This window comes from Aeromonas hydrophila subsp. hydrophila ATCC 7966 (assembly GCF_000014805.1).
Classification (GTDB): domain Bacteria; phylum Pseudomonadota; class Gammaproteobacteria; order Enterobacterales; family Aeromonadaceae; genus Aeromonas; species Aeromonas hydrophila.
In genome coordinates this window covers 1,619,060-1,632,672 of the sequence record NC_008570.1, presented here as the reverse complement: position 1 = coordinate 1,632,672, position 13,613 = coordinate 1,619,060, and the positions used below count along the sequence as shown (strand labels likewise).

Genomic DNA, 13,613 nt, shown 5'->3' with positions numbered 1-13,613 from the left:
TGGCCGGAGGGGGAAGAAGCGAAAGCGTTAGAAACTGGAAGCTGACTCGATAATGGACTGATTTGTGTACCGAATGACGGATCAGGATCAAAAAATGTTGCACTTTATGAGGTATGGAGTGCACAACGTGACCCGTGTAACATCTTGCCCGTCTGCTGGAGTCACCGCTCGGACTCGCGCCCCGCAAGCAACGCCACGCCGTTGTCGGGCCCCGTGGGCTGGGCGCATCAGGCCGCCCCGCTGCAACGATTGCTGCACGGAACAGCTCCCGTTATCTTGTCTCCTGCACTGGAACCACCACAGCACAAGGACCCGGCCATGCCCAAGCTCGCCAGCATTCATCTCTATCCCATCAAGTCGACGGCAGGCATGCCACTGACCCGCGCCCTGGTCACCGAAGAGGGGCTGCAGGGGGATCGCCGCTACATGGTGGTCAAACCGGACGGCAGCTTCATCACCGCTCGCACCCATCCCCAGTTGCAGCAGGTAGTGGCCACTCCCATCGAGGGCGGTCTGCAGCTGCGCTATCCGGGCCTTGACCCCCTCATCCTGCAAGAGCGGGAGTTTTCCCGCACGCCTCGGGCCACCGGGGTCTGGAGCGACAGCTTCAGCGCCCTGCAGACCCAGCCCCAAGCCGATCAGTGGCTGAGCCAGGTGGCGGGGGAGCCGGTTCAACTGCTCTGGCTCGGTGAAGAGTCCGCCCGCTTTCGGGAAAAGACCGGCACCCGGGTCAGCTTTGCCGATGGCTATCCGCTGCTGCTGATAAGCCAGGCCTCGCTTGAGGATCTCAACCTGAGATCCGACGCGTTGCACCAGATGAGCCAGTTTCGTACCAACCTGGTAGCGAGCGGCACCCTCCCCTTCGAGGAGGACGGCTGGAAGCGGATCCGCATCGGCGAGGTGGAGTTTCGGGTCGCCAAGCCCTGCAGCCGCTGCATCATGACCACGGTGGAGCCGGGTACGGATCGCTTCAATGCCCTCAAGGAGCCGCTGGCCACCCTCACCCGCTACCGGCGCGGCGAGGATGGCGAGGTCTACTTCGGCCAGAACCTGGTGGCCCTTAACGAGGGTTGGATTGAGGCGGGCAGCGAGATAGAGGTGCTGGAGCGCGCCCGCGCCCCCGTCTACCCCAACGCGGCCCCGAAAAAACGGGAGCTGGTGTGCGTGGCCCGCGAGCCGCTGGCGCGGGATCTGGAGACCTTCTGGTTTGAGGCGGCCGATGGCGAGCCCCTGCCCGACTATCTGCCGGGCCAGCATCTGCCCATCAGCCTGGACATTGGCCTGGGTCTGCGGCGCGAGCGTCTGCAGCGCCGCTATACCCTGAGCTCCACGCCGGAGCGGCCCGAGCGTTACAGCATCAGCGTCAAGAAGGTGGGGGGCGGTCGCATCTCCCACTGGCTGCACCAGCAGTTGCAACCCGGTGACCGGTTGCTGGCCGCAGCGCCGGCGGGCGAGTTTCATTTAGGCACCGGGCGCTCCCTGCTGCTGCTCTCGGCAGGCTCGGGGGTCACTCCCATGCTCTCCATTGCCCGCACTCTGGCCTTGCGCGGGGAACTTGGCGATGTGCACTTTATGCACCTGTGCCGCAGCGAGGCGGACATTCCCGCCGCCGGCGAACTGCACGCCCTGGCGCAGCAGGGGATGACTCTCACCCTGATCCTGAGCCAACCCGATACGCACTGGCAGGGGCTCAAGGGGCGACTCGGCGATGATCACCTCAAACAGGTCAAGCAGCTTGCCGAACGGGAGGTGTTTATCTGCGGCCCCCACGGCTTTATGGCCGATGCGGCCGCCAGACTGGTCGCCCTTGGCGTGCCCGCCGAGCGGATCCGTCAGGAGAGCTTTGGCGGCGCCATCCTCTCGGTGGCGCGCCCCCACCAGGCGGTGCAACTGCGCATCGGCAAGCAGAGTTTTGCCGGCAACAATCAGGGTACCGTGCTGGATCAGGCCCACAAGCAAGGGGTGGATCTGCCCTGGAGCTGCCGCGCCGGCATCTGCGGCAGTTGCAAGCAGACCCTGCTCGAGGGCGAGGTGGATCACCCCGATGCCCCGGCCATCACCGCCGCCGAACGGGCCGAGGGCAAGATCCTCACCTGCTGCGCCGTGCCGCTCACCGACCTTGTCATCAAATAAGGTGATCGAGCAGCGATAACCCCACCGGCCGGGGGCCCGCTCCCGGCCGTTTTCTCCCTGTTTCGGTACGCTCTCCCTCGCCTCCACCTTTTCGCCAAACCCCCGCAACCTTGCCGGGCCCCGCTCCTATACTCACAGCAACAACAACAAAACCCCTCCGACGTAGCGGCCTTTGCCGTCTGACCAAGGGGGTTATCCGGTGAGAATAAGGACGCTCAAACCATGGAACAGAACAGACCCGCCTTTCAGCTCAACCTGCTGCTCTCCGTCGTCACCCTGATCCTGCTGTCGCTGGTATTTTTTGCCTACAGCTGGTCAGGGACGCAACTCGAGCAGAGCTATCAGCAACGCTATCAATCCTATCTGCTGGCCGATGAACTGCGGCAATCCTCCGACGACCTGACCCGCCTCGGCCGCACCTACGTGATCACCAAGGATCCGGCCTACGAACAGCAGTACATGCGGATCCTGGCCATTCGCAACGGGGAGCAGAACCGGCCGCAGGGCTACAACCGCATCTACTGGGACTTCGTCGCCGCCAACGGCCAGAACCCGCGGCCCGACAGCCAGGTGCGTCGTGGCCTCATCGACCTGATGAAGGACACCGGCTTTACCGAGGAGGAGCTGGCCAAGCTCAACGAGGCCAAGAACAACTCGGATGCCCTGGTCAACACCGAGGTGGCCGCCTTCAAGCTGGTGCAGCAGACAGACGGCGATCTGGCCGCCAACCAGCAAAAGGCCATCGCCATGATGCATGACAAGGCCTATCACCAGAACAAGGGACGCATCATGTCACCCATCGACGACTTCTACGTCCTGATGGAACACCGCACCCAGCAGGCGGTGGACGACGCCGCCAGCCAGTCCGCCATGTTGCGCTACCTGTTCATTGCGCTCGGCCTGGTGTTGATGTTCTTCCTCTGGCGCACCTACAAGGCGCTGCTCGACCTGGTCGGCACCTCGGTCAGCCAGCTCAGAAGCGATCTCAACCACCTGGCCGAGGGGGACTTCTCCCAGCCCATCAAGGTGCCGGCCGGTGCCAAGGAGAGCCTGATCGGCCTGCTCGCCACCATGCAGGGCACCCTCAAGGGGATCATCGCCCAGGTCTCCCACTCCAGCGAAGAGCTCTCCGGCTCGGCCGACAGCATCGCCCAGATAGCGGAGCAGACCGCCCAGTTCGCCACCTCCCAGCAGACCAGCACCCAGACCATGGCGGCCGCCATCGAGGAGCTGGTGGTGAGCATCAGCCATCTCTCTGACAACGCCACCCACGCCGACGAGCTGAGCAAGGTCTCCGCCAACACCCTGGCGGAAGGCTCAGGGGTCATCAAGCAGACCCTCGACAGCATCCAAAGCATCTCGGATACCGTCTCCAACGCCGCCAGCAGCATCGCGGATCTCAACAGCCATACCCAGCAGATCTCGGAGATCATCGAGGTGATCCGCGGCATCGCCGATCAGACCAACCTGCTGGCCCTCAACGCCGCCATCGAGGCGGCCCGGGCCGGCGAGCAGGGGCGCGGCTTCGCGGTGGTGGCCGACGAGGTACGCAACCTCGCCAGCCGCTCGGCCGCCTCCACCCAGCAGATCACCGGCATGATCGGCAAGATCCAGAGCGGGGCGGATGCCTCCATCCGCAGCATGGAGAACACGGTCAACAACGTCTCCCGCGGGGTGAGCCTGGCCAGCCAGACCGGCGAGGCCATCGCCAGCATCCAGAACCACGCAGCCAACCTGACCGGCCTGATGGGGGAGATCAGCCACACCCTGCGCGAGCAGTCCACCGCCGCCAACGAGGTGGTCTCCACCGTCGGCAACATCACCTCCCTCTCCGAGCAGTCGGGGGATGCCGCCCGCCACGTCTCGCAGGAGGCGGCCAAGCTCAAGCAGCTGTCACGGCTGCTGCGCCAGGAGATGGCCCACTTCAAGCTGTAGCGCAAAGCGCACAAAGCAAAACGGCTGCCCGAGGGCAGCCGTTTTCATTGGTACGGTACGCTTAACCGCGCAGGGCGGCGATGCGCTGCTCGATGGGCGGGTGGCTCATGAACAGCTCGCTCATGGAACGCTTGCCGTTGATGCCGAACGCCATCATGGAGCCTTCCAGCTGCGGCTCGGCGCCGCGGGAGAGGCGCTGGAGCGCGGCGATCATCTTGTCACGACCGGCCAGCTTGGCGGCACCGGCGTCGGCGCGGAATTCACGCTGACGGCTGAACCACATGACGATGATGGAGGCCAGCACGCCGAACAGCATCTCCAGCACGAACACGGTGATCATGTAGGCAAAACCACCGGTGCTGCTGCTCTCTTCATCATTATTGGAGCTGAAGAAGTTGCTGATGACGCCGGCCACGATGCGGGCGAAGAACATCACGAAGGTGTTCACTACCCCCTGGATCAGGGTCAGGGTCACCATGTCGCCGTTGGCCACGTGGCTCACCTCGTGGGCCAGCACGGCTTCCGCCTCGTCACGGCTCATGCTGTAGAGCAGACCGGACGACACGGCGACCAGCGAGTCGTCACGGCGGGCGCCGGTGGCGAAGGCGTTCATCTCGGGGGAGTCGTAGATCCCCACTTCCGGCATCTTGATGCCCGCTTCACGGGCCTGACGGGCCACGGTACTGACCAGCCAGTGCTCGGTCTCGTTACGGGGTTGCTCGATGACCTGGACGCCATAGCTGCGCTTGGCCATCCACTTGGACATCAGCAAGGAGATAAAGGAACCCCCAAAACCGAACACGGCGCAGAACACCAACAGACCGGAAATGCTGGACTTGTTGATCCCCAGAACCGAGAACAGGATATTGAGTACCACCCCCAGCACCAGCATGACGGCCAGGTTGGTCACCAGGAATAGCATAATTCGCTTCATATTGACTCCTTGTGAGATATGGACGCGTGGCCCGTCACCAGTTCGCTGCCGGTCGGGCCACACCTGTCACGCATAATAGACAGTTTCTATGAATGTTCGCTGAATGTCGGATTCAGAGCAGGGGCGAAATGTCGAGTCGCCCGCGCAGATCAGCCTCGAGCGGATTGTTTACAAAGGGTATTTCACCCAAAAACGGGGCCGGCAGCAAGCCCCGCAGGGTGTCCAGATTTTCCTGATAGTGGCTCATGGAGCCGTGCAGCCGGTTGATGACCCAGCCCGCCACCGGCAGGTTGTTGTTGCGAATGGCGGCGAAGGTGAGCAGGGCATGGTTGAGGCAGCCCAGTTTGGCCCCCACCACCATGATGACCGGCATGTTCTCCTGCTTGACCCAGTCCGACAACAGATGTTTGCGATCGAGCGGCAGGAACCAGCCCCCCGCCCCCTCCACCACCACCAGCTCGGCCCCCGCCTGTTCAATCTGGCGCAGCCCGTCCGACAACCCCTTCAGGGTAATGGCATCGCGCGCTTCGCTGGCGGCGATATGGGGCGCGATGGGCGGCTCGTAGGCGTAGGGATTGACCAGATCGTAGGGCAGCGGCAGGCTCGCCGCCTCCTGCAGCAGCACGGCATCAAGATTGCGCAGCCCGTCCGGGGTGCGGGCACAGCCGGCGGAGATGGGTTTGTAACCGGCGCAGCGCAGACCGTGCGCGGCGAATTCCAGCAGCAGGGTGCGGGCGACCAGCGTCTTGCCCACATCGGTATCGGTGCCGGTGACAAAGAAGGATTTAACCATGATGACTCCTCAATACGGGGCCGCTGCCCGGGCTCGCAATGGCCGGCAGCGGCTTCTCAATTCTCTCGGCCCATGAGACCGGTTAGCGGCGGATCAGCTGGCCGAGGCACACCTGATAGCTGGCGGCCAGCAGGCCGTCCGGTTGGCGATGGGCTTCATAGGCCTGGCTCAGGCGCAGCAGACGCTGGCGACTGCTCAGTCCGGTATGACGCTCGTCATTGACCTGGCTGGCGCCGATCCCCTTGAGATCACGCAGCAAGCCGTTGAGCTCGGGGTAGCCGAGCGACCAGGTCAGGCTCTCCAGCGCCGGGGCGGCAAAGCCACCGGCGGCGATGGCATGCTGCAATTGTGGCAGGCTGAGGAAGCGATTGACATGATCACACTCGTCAACCGTGCGCCAGGCCTCACGCAATTGCCAAAGCGACTCGGCCAGCAGGGTGGAGAACAGCAGCCGGCCGTCGGGTTTGAGCACCCGGTGCAGCTCGGCGAAGGCCTGGGCCGGTCGCTCGCACCACTGCAGTGCCAGGCTGGAGAAGACCCAGTCAAACGTCTCGTCGGCAAAGGGGAGCTGCTCGGCATCGCCACATAGCAGACGGGCGCCGCTGCCGCGAAGGGCGGCCTGTGCCAGCATGCCGGGGGCCAGATCCAGCCCGGTCAGATCGTTGCAGCGCCCGGCCAAAGCCAGCAGGAAGAAGCCGGTGCCGCAGCCCAGATCCAGCCCGCTCACGGTCAGATCTGTGCCAACCTGCCTGTCCGGCATCCGCTCCAGCAGCGCCAGCCCCACCTCCTGCTGGAAGCGGGCGTGGGCGTCGTAGTGACGGGCGGCAGCGCCAAAACGGCGGGCAAGCTGGGCCTTGTCGACCGCCTGAAAACGCTCATGCACCATGGGCGCCCCCTCTCTCGTCAGTGGATGGGCGGGGTCCCAGGGCCTCGAGCAGGCGATCCACATCCTGTTCGCGGTGAGCCGCGCTCAGAGTGATGCGCAGCCGCGCCGTGCCGACCGGCACCGTGGGCGGGCGAATGGCACCGGCCCAGACACCGCATTCGCGCAACCGCTCGGCCAGTTGCAGGGCAGCACCGCTCTCCCCCACCAGCAGCGGCTGGATGGGGGTATCGCTTGCCCCGAGTTGCCAACCCAGCGCCTGTGCCCCTTGCCGAAAACGGGTAATCAGCTGGCCAAGATGGGCGCGGGCCTCGTCGGCGGCGCGCACCAGTTCGATGCTCTGGCTCACCGCGCAGGCCTGGGCCGCCGGCATATGGGTGCTGTAGACATAGTGGCGAGCGAAGTTGACCAGATAATCAACCAGCTCGCGGCTGCCGCCGACAAAAGCGCCAGCGACGCCAAGCGCCTTGCCAAAGGTGCCCATCTGGATGTGTACGCTGGCAGGAGCAACCCCCTGCGCCGCAAGGGTGCCGCGCCCCTCTGACCCCAGCACGCCGAGGCCGTGGGCATCGTCGATCATCAGCCAGTTGCCGCTTTGGGCAGCCAGGGCGGCGAGCTCGCGCCAAGAGCCCTGATCCCCATCCATGCTGAACACCCCCTCCGAGACGATAAGTCCGCGATTTGGCTCAAGCTGCCGCTCAAGAGCCGTCATGTCGTTGTGGCCGAAGCGCTTCATCTTGCAGGGCAACTGGCTGCCCATCTCCTGCAGGGAGGCGTGGTTGAGTTTGTCCTGCCACAGCAGGTGATCCTTGCCAAGCAGCGCCTTGAGCACCGCCTGATTGGCCGAGAAACCGCAGTTGAACAGCAGCACGGCCTCCACCCCCAACCAGTCAGCAAGCGTCTCTTCCAGCTGTTGGTGGGCACGACTGTAGCCAGTCACCAGCGGCGAGGCGCCGGCACCGGCGCCATAACGGTCAATCCCCCCCTGAAAAGCGGTCTTGATGGCGGAGTGGCCGGCAAGCCCCAGATAGTCGTTGGCAGAAAAGTTGAGGTAATCGCGCCCCGCCACCCTGAGCCGTCCGCCACTCGCGCCGTCAGTCGCGATGCGGCTGCGCAGCAGGCCTGCCTGCTCGCGTTCGGAGAGCGCCGCGCTCAAGCCAAAGGGGCCCGTTACTGCAGAGCCCTTCATGACCGCGCGGCCCCTGCACGGGGGCGGGTGGCGTCATAAAACATCTCGGCGGGCTCGCTCTGGCGACTCACCTCGGCCAGCAACTCCTCCTCTTGAACCTGATCCGGTTTCTGAGCCCGCTGGGCGGGGCGAATACCAAGCCGCTTGAACAGCTGCATGTCGCTGTTCTCGTCCGGATTGGGGGTGGTCAGCAGCTTGCAGCCGTAGAAGATGGAGTTGGCCCCCGCCATAAAGCACATGGCCTGCATCTGCTCGTTCATCTTCTCCCGCCCGGCGGAGAGGCGCACGTGGGAAGCCGGCATCATGATCCGCGCCACGGCGATGGTGCGGATGAATTCGAACGGATCGAGGTTCTCCTGGTTCTCCAGCGGCGTGCCCTTCACCTTGACCAGCATGTTGATGGGCACGCTCTCCGGGTGGCGCGGCAGATTGGCCAGCGCCATCAAAAGGCCCGCCCGATCTTTTGCCTGCTCGCCCATGCCGACGATGCCGCCGGAGCAGACCTTCATGCCGGCGCCGCGCACATACGCCAGCGTATCGAGCCGGTCCTGATAGGTACGGGTGGTGATGATGTCGCCGTAAAACTCCGGCGAGGTGTCGAGGTTGTGGTTGTAGTAATCAAGCCCCGCGGCCCCCAGACGCGCCGCCTGATCGGCGGTGAGCATGCCGAGCGTCATACAGGTCTCCATGCCGAGCCCGCGCACCTCCTCGATCATCCGCAGGATATAGGGCATGTCCTTCTCTTTGGGGTTGCGCCAGGCGGCCCCCATGCAGAAACGGGACGAGCCGTTGGCCTTGGCTTCGCGGGCCCGCTCCAGCACTTTCTCCACCTCCATCAGCCGCTCGGCCTCAAGACCGGTGTGATAACGGGCGCTCTGGGGGCAGTACTTGCAATCCTCCGGGCAGGCACCGGTCTTGATGGAGAGCAGGGTGCTCACCTGTACTTCGTTCGGATCGAAATGGGCGCGGTGGACGGTCTGGGCTTGGAACAGCAGATCGTTGAATGGCAGGGCAAACAGGGCCTGAACCTCGGCGAGGGTCCAGTCGTGACGAAGGGCGTGAGCGCCCGCGGTGACAGCATTCATACATGGCTTCCAATTGTTATAAGTGGGATCCTGCGCCGCCAGCTTGCATGGGCAAACACAGAAGCCGCCACCCGGCCTGCACCCGAGCCGGGTTGCACGCAGCCAAGTGGCTGAAATTGTTGGCTAGTGTAGAGAGCACGCGTAGACTGTCAACACCGACCAGATCAAACCAATTGACAACAGAACACAAAATGACCAACCAAGAATTCGACCTGCACCACGTCTGGCACCCCTATACCTCCCTCACCCATCCCCTGCCCTGCTATGAAGTGGCCAGTGCCAAGGGAGTGACCCTCACCCTCAGCGACGGCCGCGAGCTGGTGGATGGCATGAGCTCTTGGTGGGCTTGCGTGCACGGCTATCAGGTTCCGGAGCTCGATGCGGCCGCCACTGCCCAGCTCGGCAAGATGTCCCACGTGATGTTTGGCGGCCTCACCCACGCCCCCGCCGTCGATCTCTGCCGCAAGCTGGTGGAGATCACCCCAGCCAAGCTGGATCGGGTATTTCTGGCGGATTCCGGCTCGGTGGCGGTAGAGGTGGCGCTCAAGATGGCGCAGCAGTACTGGCACGCCAAGGGGACGCCCAGGGCCAAATTTGTCGCCCTGCGCGGCGGCTATCACGGTGACACCTTCGGCGCCATGAGCGTCTGCGATCCGGATGGCGGCATGCACGAGCTCTACAAGGGCTTCCTGCCCGAGCACCATTTTGTCGAAGCGCCGAGCTGCCGCTTCCACGCCGAGTGGGACGAGCAGTGCGTGGTGGAGCTCGCCACCCTGGTAGCCGATCATCACGAGGAAATCGCCGCCATCGTGCTCGAGCCTATCGTGCAGGGCGCCGGCGGCATGCGCTTCTACCATCCCCGCTACCTGCAGTGGGTACGCGCCCTGTGCGACGAGTTCGGCCTGCTGCTGATTGCCGACGAGATCGCCACCGGCTTTGGCCGCACCGGCCAGCTGTTTGCCTGCGACTGGGCCGGCATCAGCCCCGACATCATGTGTCTGGGCAAGGCGCTCACCGGCGGCTACCTGACGCTGTCGGCTACGCTCACGACCGAGCATGTGGCTCGCACCGTGTGTGACGGGAAGGCCGGCGTCTTCATGCATGGGCCGACCTTCATGGGCAACCCCTTGGCCTGCGCCGTGGCCAACGCCTCCATCGATCTGCTGCTGGCCTCACCGTGGCAGGAGCGGGTGCGCGCCATCGAACACCAACTCAAAACCGAACTGGTGGCGCTGACCCTGCACCCGGCGGTGGCGGATGTGCGGGTGCTTGGCGCCATCGGGGTGGTGGAGATGAAGGAGCGGGTGGACGTGGCGCGCATCCAGCGCAAGTTCGTCGAACTGGGTGCCTGGATCCGGCCGTTTGGCAAGCTGGTCTATCTGATGCCCCCCTTCGTCATCAGCCCGGCACAATTAACCGTGCTGACCAACGCCATCACCGCCGCCATCCACAGCGGCGAGTTCTGAGTCAGACGTGGCAGGCCCTGCCCGACCAGGCAGGGTCTTTTGACTCTTTTTCATCAGAATGTGAGCGAGACACCAGACCCGGGCGGCCAAGACGCGTAGACTGCGCGGGTTTTACCCAACAGATGTACCGTTCCCATGCGCCTCTCCATTGCTGCCAAAATCAACTTCTTCCTGCTGTTCATCTTCTCCATGGTGCTGGTGTTCTCCGCCGCCTATCAGGCGGTGCGCGAGCGCGACCTGATCCTGACCCTCATCAAGGAGCAGAGCCGCGAGCAGACCGAGGCCTACTTCGACGGCCTCAACATGCTGATGCTGACCGGCAAGATGGATGCTCGCGACACCCTGCGTGGCAAGTTTCTCGAACACGCCCACGTGGAGGATGCCCGCATCGTGCGCAGCGAGGCGGTGAGCAAGCAGTACGGGGCTGGCCACCAGAGCGAGCAGCCCAAAGACAGGTTCGATGAGCTGGCACTGGCCGGCAAGGGCAGCCTGGAGGTGGTGCACGACGGCATGCACAGCAAGCTGGTGGTGACCCGCCCGCTGCTGGCCAAGAAGGATTTTCGCGGCACCGACTGCACCAGCTGCCACCTGGTGCCGGAGAATACCGTGCTGGGGGCGGTGCGCTTTGACTACTCCCTCGACACCCTGTTTACCCGGGTCGAGCAGAACATCCTCACCTCGGCGCTGAGCCTCACCGTCATCTTCGGCCTGGGGCTGTTGCTGACCCTCTGGGTCATCCGCACCTGGATCGTCCGCCCCCTCAACCAGCTGACCCGCTCCATGGAGGAGGCCACCGACCTGCATGACTTCGGCCACCGGCTGGAAGGAGATGAAGGGGACGAGATTGGCCGGGTGGCGCTCGCCTACAACCAGATGCTCGACAGCGTGGAGCGTCAGCTCGGCAAACGGTCCGCCGCGCCGATGGTGGGGAGCGAGCAGAAGGCGACAGAGAGAAGAAAAGAGGGCTAGCCCAGATAGTAGAACAGCAGACTGGCGATCAGGATCAGCAGCAAGATGGTCAGGTGCACCCGCCCCGTGTCCTCTTGCCGCCGGCAGCGTCGACGTTCCGCCAGCAGCACCGCCAGGGTCAGCAGGCAGCAACCCCAGAGCCCGTGCAGCAGCCAGGGGGTGAGCTGGGGATCCCAGCTCTGGCGTACCCTGACCCCGCCATAGACCAGAAAACCGTAGGCCGTCTGCGGTCTGGCGAAGTGGTAGAGGGAGAGCAGGACGATGAAGCCGCCCCAGCAGAGCATCACCAACCCCTGCAACACCCGTGTCAGCCGGTCCGGCCCCCGTCGCCGCTCTTTCACGTCCATCCCCCGTCCAACTGGCCTGCCAATCCACCGATAGGCGCCGAAATCCCCCCCAGAGTCCGACATTTTTGCTTGTTTATCAAACCTGCGCGGGTAAGATTGACGGCTTAGTCTGCCATGATGGGCCAAGATTGCCCGGGCCAGACCCCAAGTGTTGCAAATAGCGCTGCAAGAACAAGCTGGAGACAATATTTCGATGACGCACGCATCCGTAGTAGATGTGCTGACCGGTAAGTATGCGGTCGGCACCACCCAGACAGTGAAAGGGTGGATCCGGACCCGCCGCGATTCCAAGGCGGGGATCTCATTTTTGGCCATCTCCGATGGCTCCTGTTTCCATCCGGTACAGGCAGTCGTCCCCAATACCCTGGCCAATTACGAGAATGAAGTGCTGCGTCTGACCACTGCCTGCTCCGTGGAAGTGACCGGCGTGGTTGCCGCCTCTCAGGGCAGCGGCCAGGCTTTCGAACTGCAGGCGACCGAGGTGAAGGTAGTCGGCTGGGTCGAAGATCCGGACACCTACCCGATGGCCGCCAAGCGCCACAGCATCGAATACCTGCGCGAGCAGGGCCACCTGCGCGCTCGTACCAACATGGTCGGTGCCGTGACCCGGGTACGCAACTGCCTCTCCCAGGCCATTCACCGCTTCTTCCACGAGCAGGGTTATCTGTGGATTGCCGCGCCGCTCATCACCGCCTCCGACACCGAAGGCGCCGGCGAGATGTTCCGCGTCTCCACCCTGGACATGGAAAACCTGCCGCGCACCCCTGCCGGCAAGGTGGACTATGACAAGGACTTCTTCGGCAAAGAGACCTTCCTGACCGTGTCCGGCCAGCTCAACGTCGAAACCTACGCCTGCGCGCTGTCCAAGGTCTACACCTTCGGGCCGACCTTCCGCGCCGAAAACTCCAACACCAGCCGCCACCTGGCGGAGTTCTGGATGGTTGAGCCGGAAGTGGCCTTCGCCGATCTGGAAGACAACGCCGCCCTGGCCGAAGCCATGCTGAAGTATGTCTTCAACGCCGTGCTGGCCGAGCGACGCGACGATCTGGAGTTCTTCGCCCAGCACGTGGACAAGGACGCCATCGGTCGTCTGGAGCGCTTCGTCGCCTCCGACTTCGCCCAGATTGACTACACCGACGCCATCGAAGTGCTGAAGAACTGCGGCAAGAAGTTCGAGTTCCCGGTCTCCTGGGGTATCGACCTCTCCTCCGAGCACGAGCGCTACCTGGCCGAAGAGCACTTCAAGTCCCCTGTGGTCGTGAAGAACTACCCGAAAGACATCAAGGCCTTCTACATGCGTCTCAACGACGACGGCAAGACCGTCGCCGCCATGGACGTACTGGCCCCGGGCATCGGCGAGATCATCGGCGGTTCTCAGCGTGAAGAGCGTCTGGACGTGCTGGATGCCCGTCTGGCCGAGATGGGTCTGAACAAGGAAGACTACTGGTGGTATCGCGACCTGCGCCGCTACGGTACCGTGCCGCACTCCGGCTTCGGTCTGGGCTTCGAGCGCCTGGTGGTTTACGTGACCGGCATGGGCAACGTCCGCGACGTGATCCCCTTCCCGCGCACCCCGCGCACCGCCGAGTTCTGATTACAGGACTTTGCCTTAAAAGCCGACCTCAGGGTCGGCTTTTTGTTGCCCGTCCGGCGGCCGGACGGCCTTGCCAGCACCACAATTAATCACGCTTGCCACCCTCGTCACGCCACCTTGCTGACACACCCGCCCCGCGCCAGCCGTTGAGCCCCATACGCTGCCACTTATTGCCCGCAAAATAACAAAAACGTTAATACGTGGTTTTTATGACGTTAAATCAAAAAGCGATGAGTTATTGAAGTACCTCAAATTTTTGCCCTTTTTTGGCAGGCACAATAACTA

At 63.7% G+C, this 13,613-nt stretch carries 11 protein-coding genes; 5 read left to right on the top strand and 6 right to left on the bottom strand.

The window, feature by feature from the left end:
* The first annotated feature begins 318 nt into the window (after positions 1 to 318).
* Both AHA_RS07515 and AHA_RS07510 read left to right on the top strand, forming a co-directional pair.
* A complete protein-coding gene (locus tag AHA_RS07515) occupies positions 319 to 2,133 on the top strand; it encodes an MOSC N-terminal beta barrel domain-containing protein (RefSeq protein WP_164927590.1) in 1,815 nt (604 codons plus the stop codon).
* Positions 2,134 to 2,355: 222 nt separating this feature from the next.
* The gene (locus tag AHA_RS07510; RefSeq protein WP_011705392.1) at positions 2,356 to 4,068 is read left to right on the top strand and encodes a methyl-accepting chemotaxis protein; all 1,713 of its coding nucleotides are present in this window, start codon (positions 2,356 to 2,358) and stop codon (positions 4,066 to 4,068) included.
* 61 nt (positions 4,069 to 4,129) lie between these two features.
* Here AHA_RS07510 and htpX read toward each other — a convergent pair whose 3' ends face one another.
* The 5 genes from htpX to bioB form a co-directional block, all read right to left on the bottom strand.
* A complete protein-coding gene (gene htpX / locus AHA_RS07505) occupies positions 4,130 to 5,002 on the bottom strand; it encodes a protease HtpX (protein ID WP_011705391.1) in 873 nt (290 codons plus the stop codon).
* Between the two features lie 112 nt (positions 5,003 to 5,114).
* On the bottom strand, positions 5,115 to 5,795 hold the full coding sequence (gene bioD / locus AHA_RS07500) for a dethiobiotin synthase (protein WP_011705390.1): 681 nt from the start codon (positions 5,793 to 5,795) through the stop codon (positions 5,115 to 5,117).
* 82 nt (positions 5,796 to 5,877) lie between these two features.
* Positions 5,878 to 6,681: a malonyl-ACP O-methyltransferase BioC gene (gene bioC, locus AHA_RS07495; RefSeq protein WP_011705389.1), complete on the bottom strand. Its 804-nt coding sequence runs from the start codon at positions 6,679 to 6,681 to the stop codon at positions 5,878 to 5,880.
* A complete protein-coding gene (gene bioF, locus AHA_RS07490; protein ID WP_011705388.1) occupies positions 6,671 to 7,867 on the bottom strand; it encodes an 8-amino-7-oxononanoate synthase in 1,197 nt (398 codons plus the stop codon). Before bioF ends, bioC begins: the two co-directional genes overlap by 11 nt.
* Positions 7,864 to 8,952, bottom strand: coding sequence for a biotin synthase BioB (gene bioB / locus AHA_RS07485; RefSeq protein WP_011705387.1), 1,089 nt, complete (start codon positions 8,950 to 8,952; stop codon positions 7,864 to 7,866). Before bioB ends, bioF begins: the two co-directional genes overlap by 4 nt.
* A gap of 191 nt (positions 8,953 to 9,143) precedes the next feature.
* Here bioB and bioA point away from each other — a divergent pair, with 191 nt between their 5' ends.
* Both bioA and AHA_RS07475 read left to right on the top strand, forming a co-directional pair.
* Positions 9,144 to 10,418, top strand: coding sequence for an adenosylmethionine--8-amino-7-oxononanoate transaminase (gene bioA / locus AHA_RS07480; protein ID WP_029303489.1), 1,275 nt, complete (start codon positions 9,144 to 9,146; stop codon positions 10,416 to 10,418).
* 135 nt (positions 10,419 to 10,553) lie between these two features.
* Positions 10,554 to 11,387, top strand: a complete 834-nt coding sequence (locus AHA_RS07475; protein WP_011705385.1) for a HAMP domain-containing protein — start codon at positions 10,554 to 10,556, stop codon at positions 11,385 to 11,387.
* Here AHA_RS07475 and AHA_RS07470 read toward each other — a convergent pair.
* Complete coding sequence (locus AHA_RS07470; protein ID WP_077392386.1) at positions 11,384 to 11,734, bottom strand: hypothetical protein; 351 nt, start codon at positions 11,732 to 11,734, stop codon at positions 11,384 to 11,386. The two genes, AHA_RS07475 and AHA_RS07470, sit on opposite strands and share 4 nt — an antisense overlap.
* Positions 11,735 to 11,927: 193 nt before the next feature.
* Here AHA_RS07470 and asnS point away from each other — a divergent pair, with 193 nt between their 5' ends.
* A complete protein-coding gene (gene asnS / locus AHA_RS07465) occupies positions 11,928 to 13,328 on the top strand; it encodes an asparagine--tRNA ligase (RefSeq protein WP_011705384.1) in 1,401 nt (466 codons plus the stop codon).
* Positions 13,329 to 13,613 lie beyond the last annotated feature (285 nt).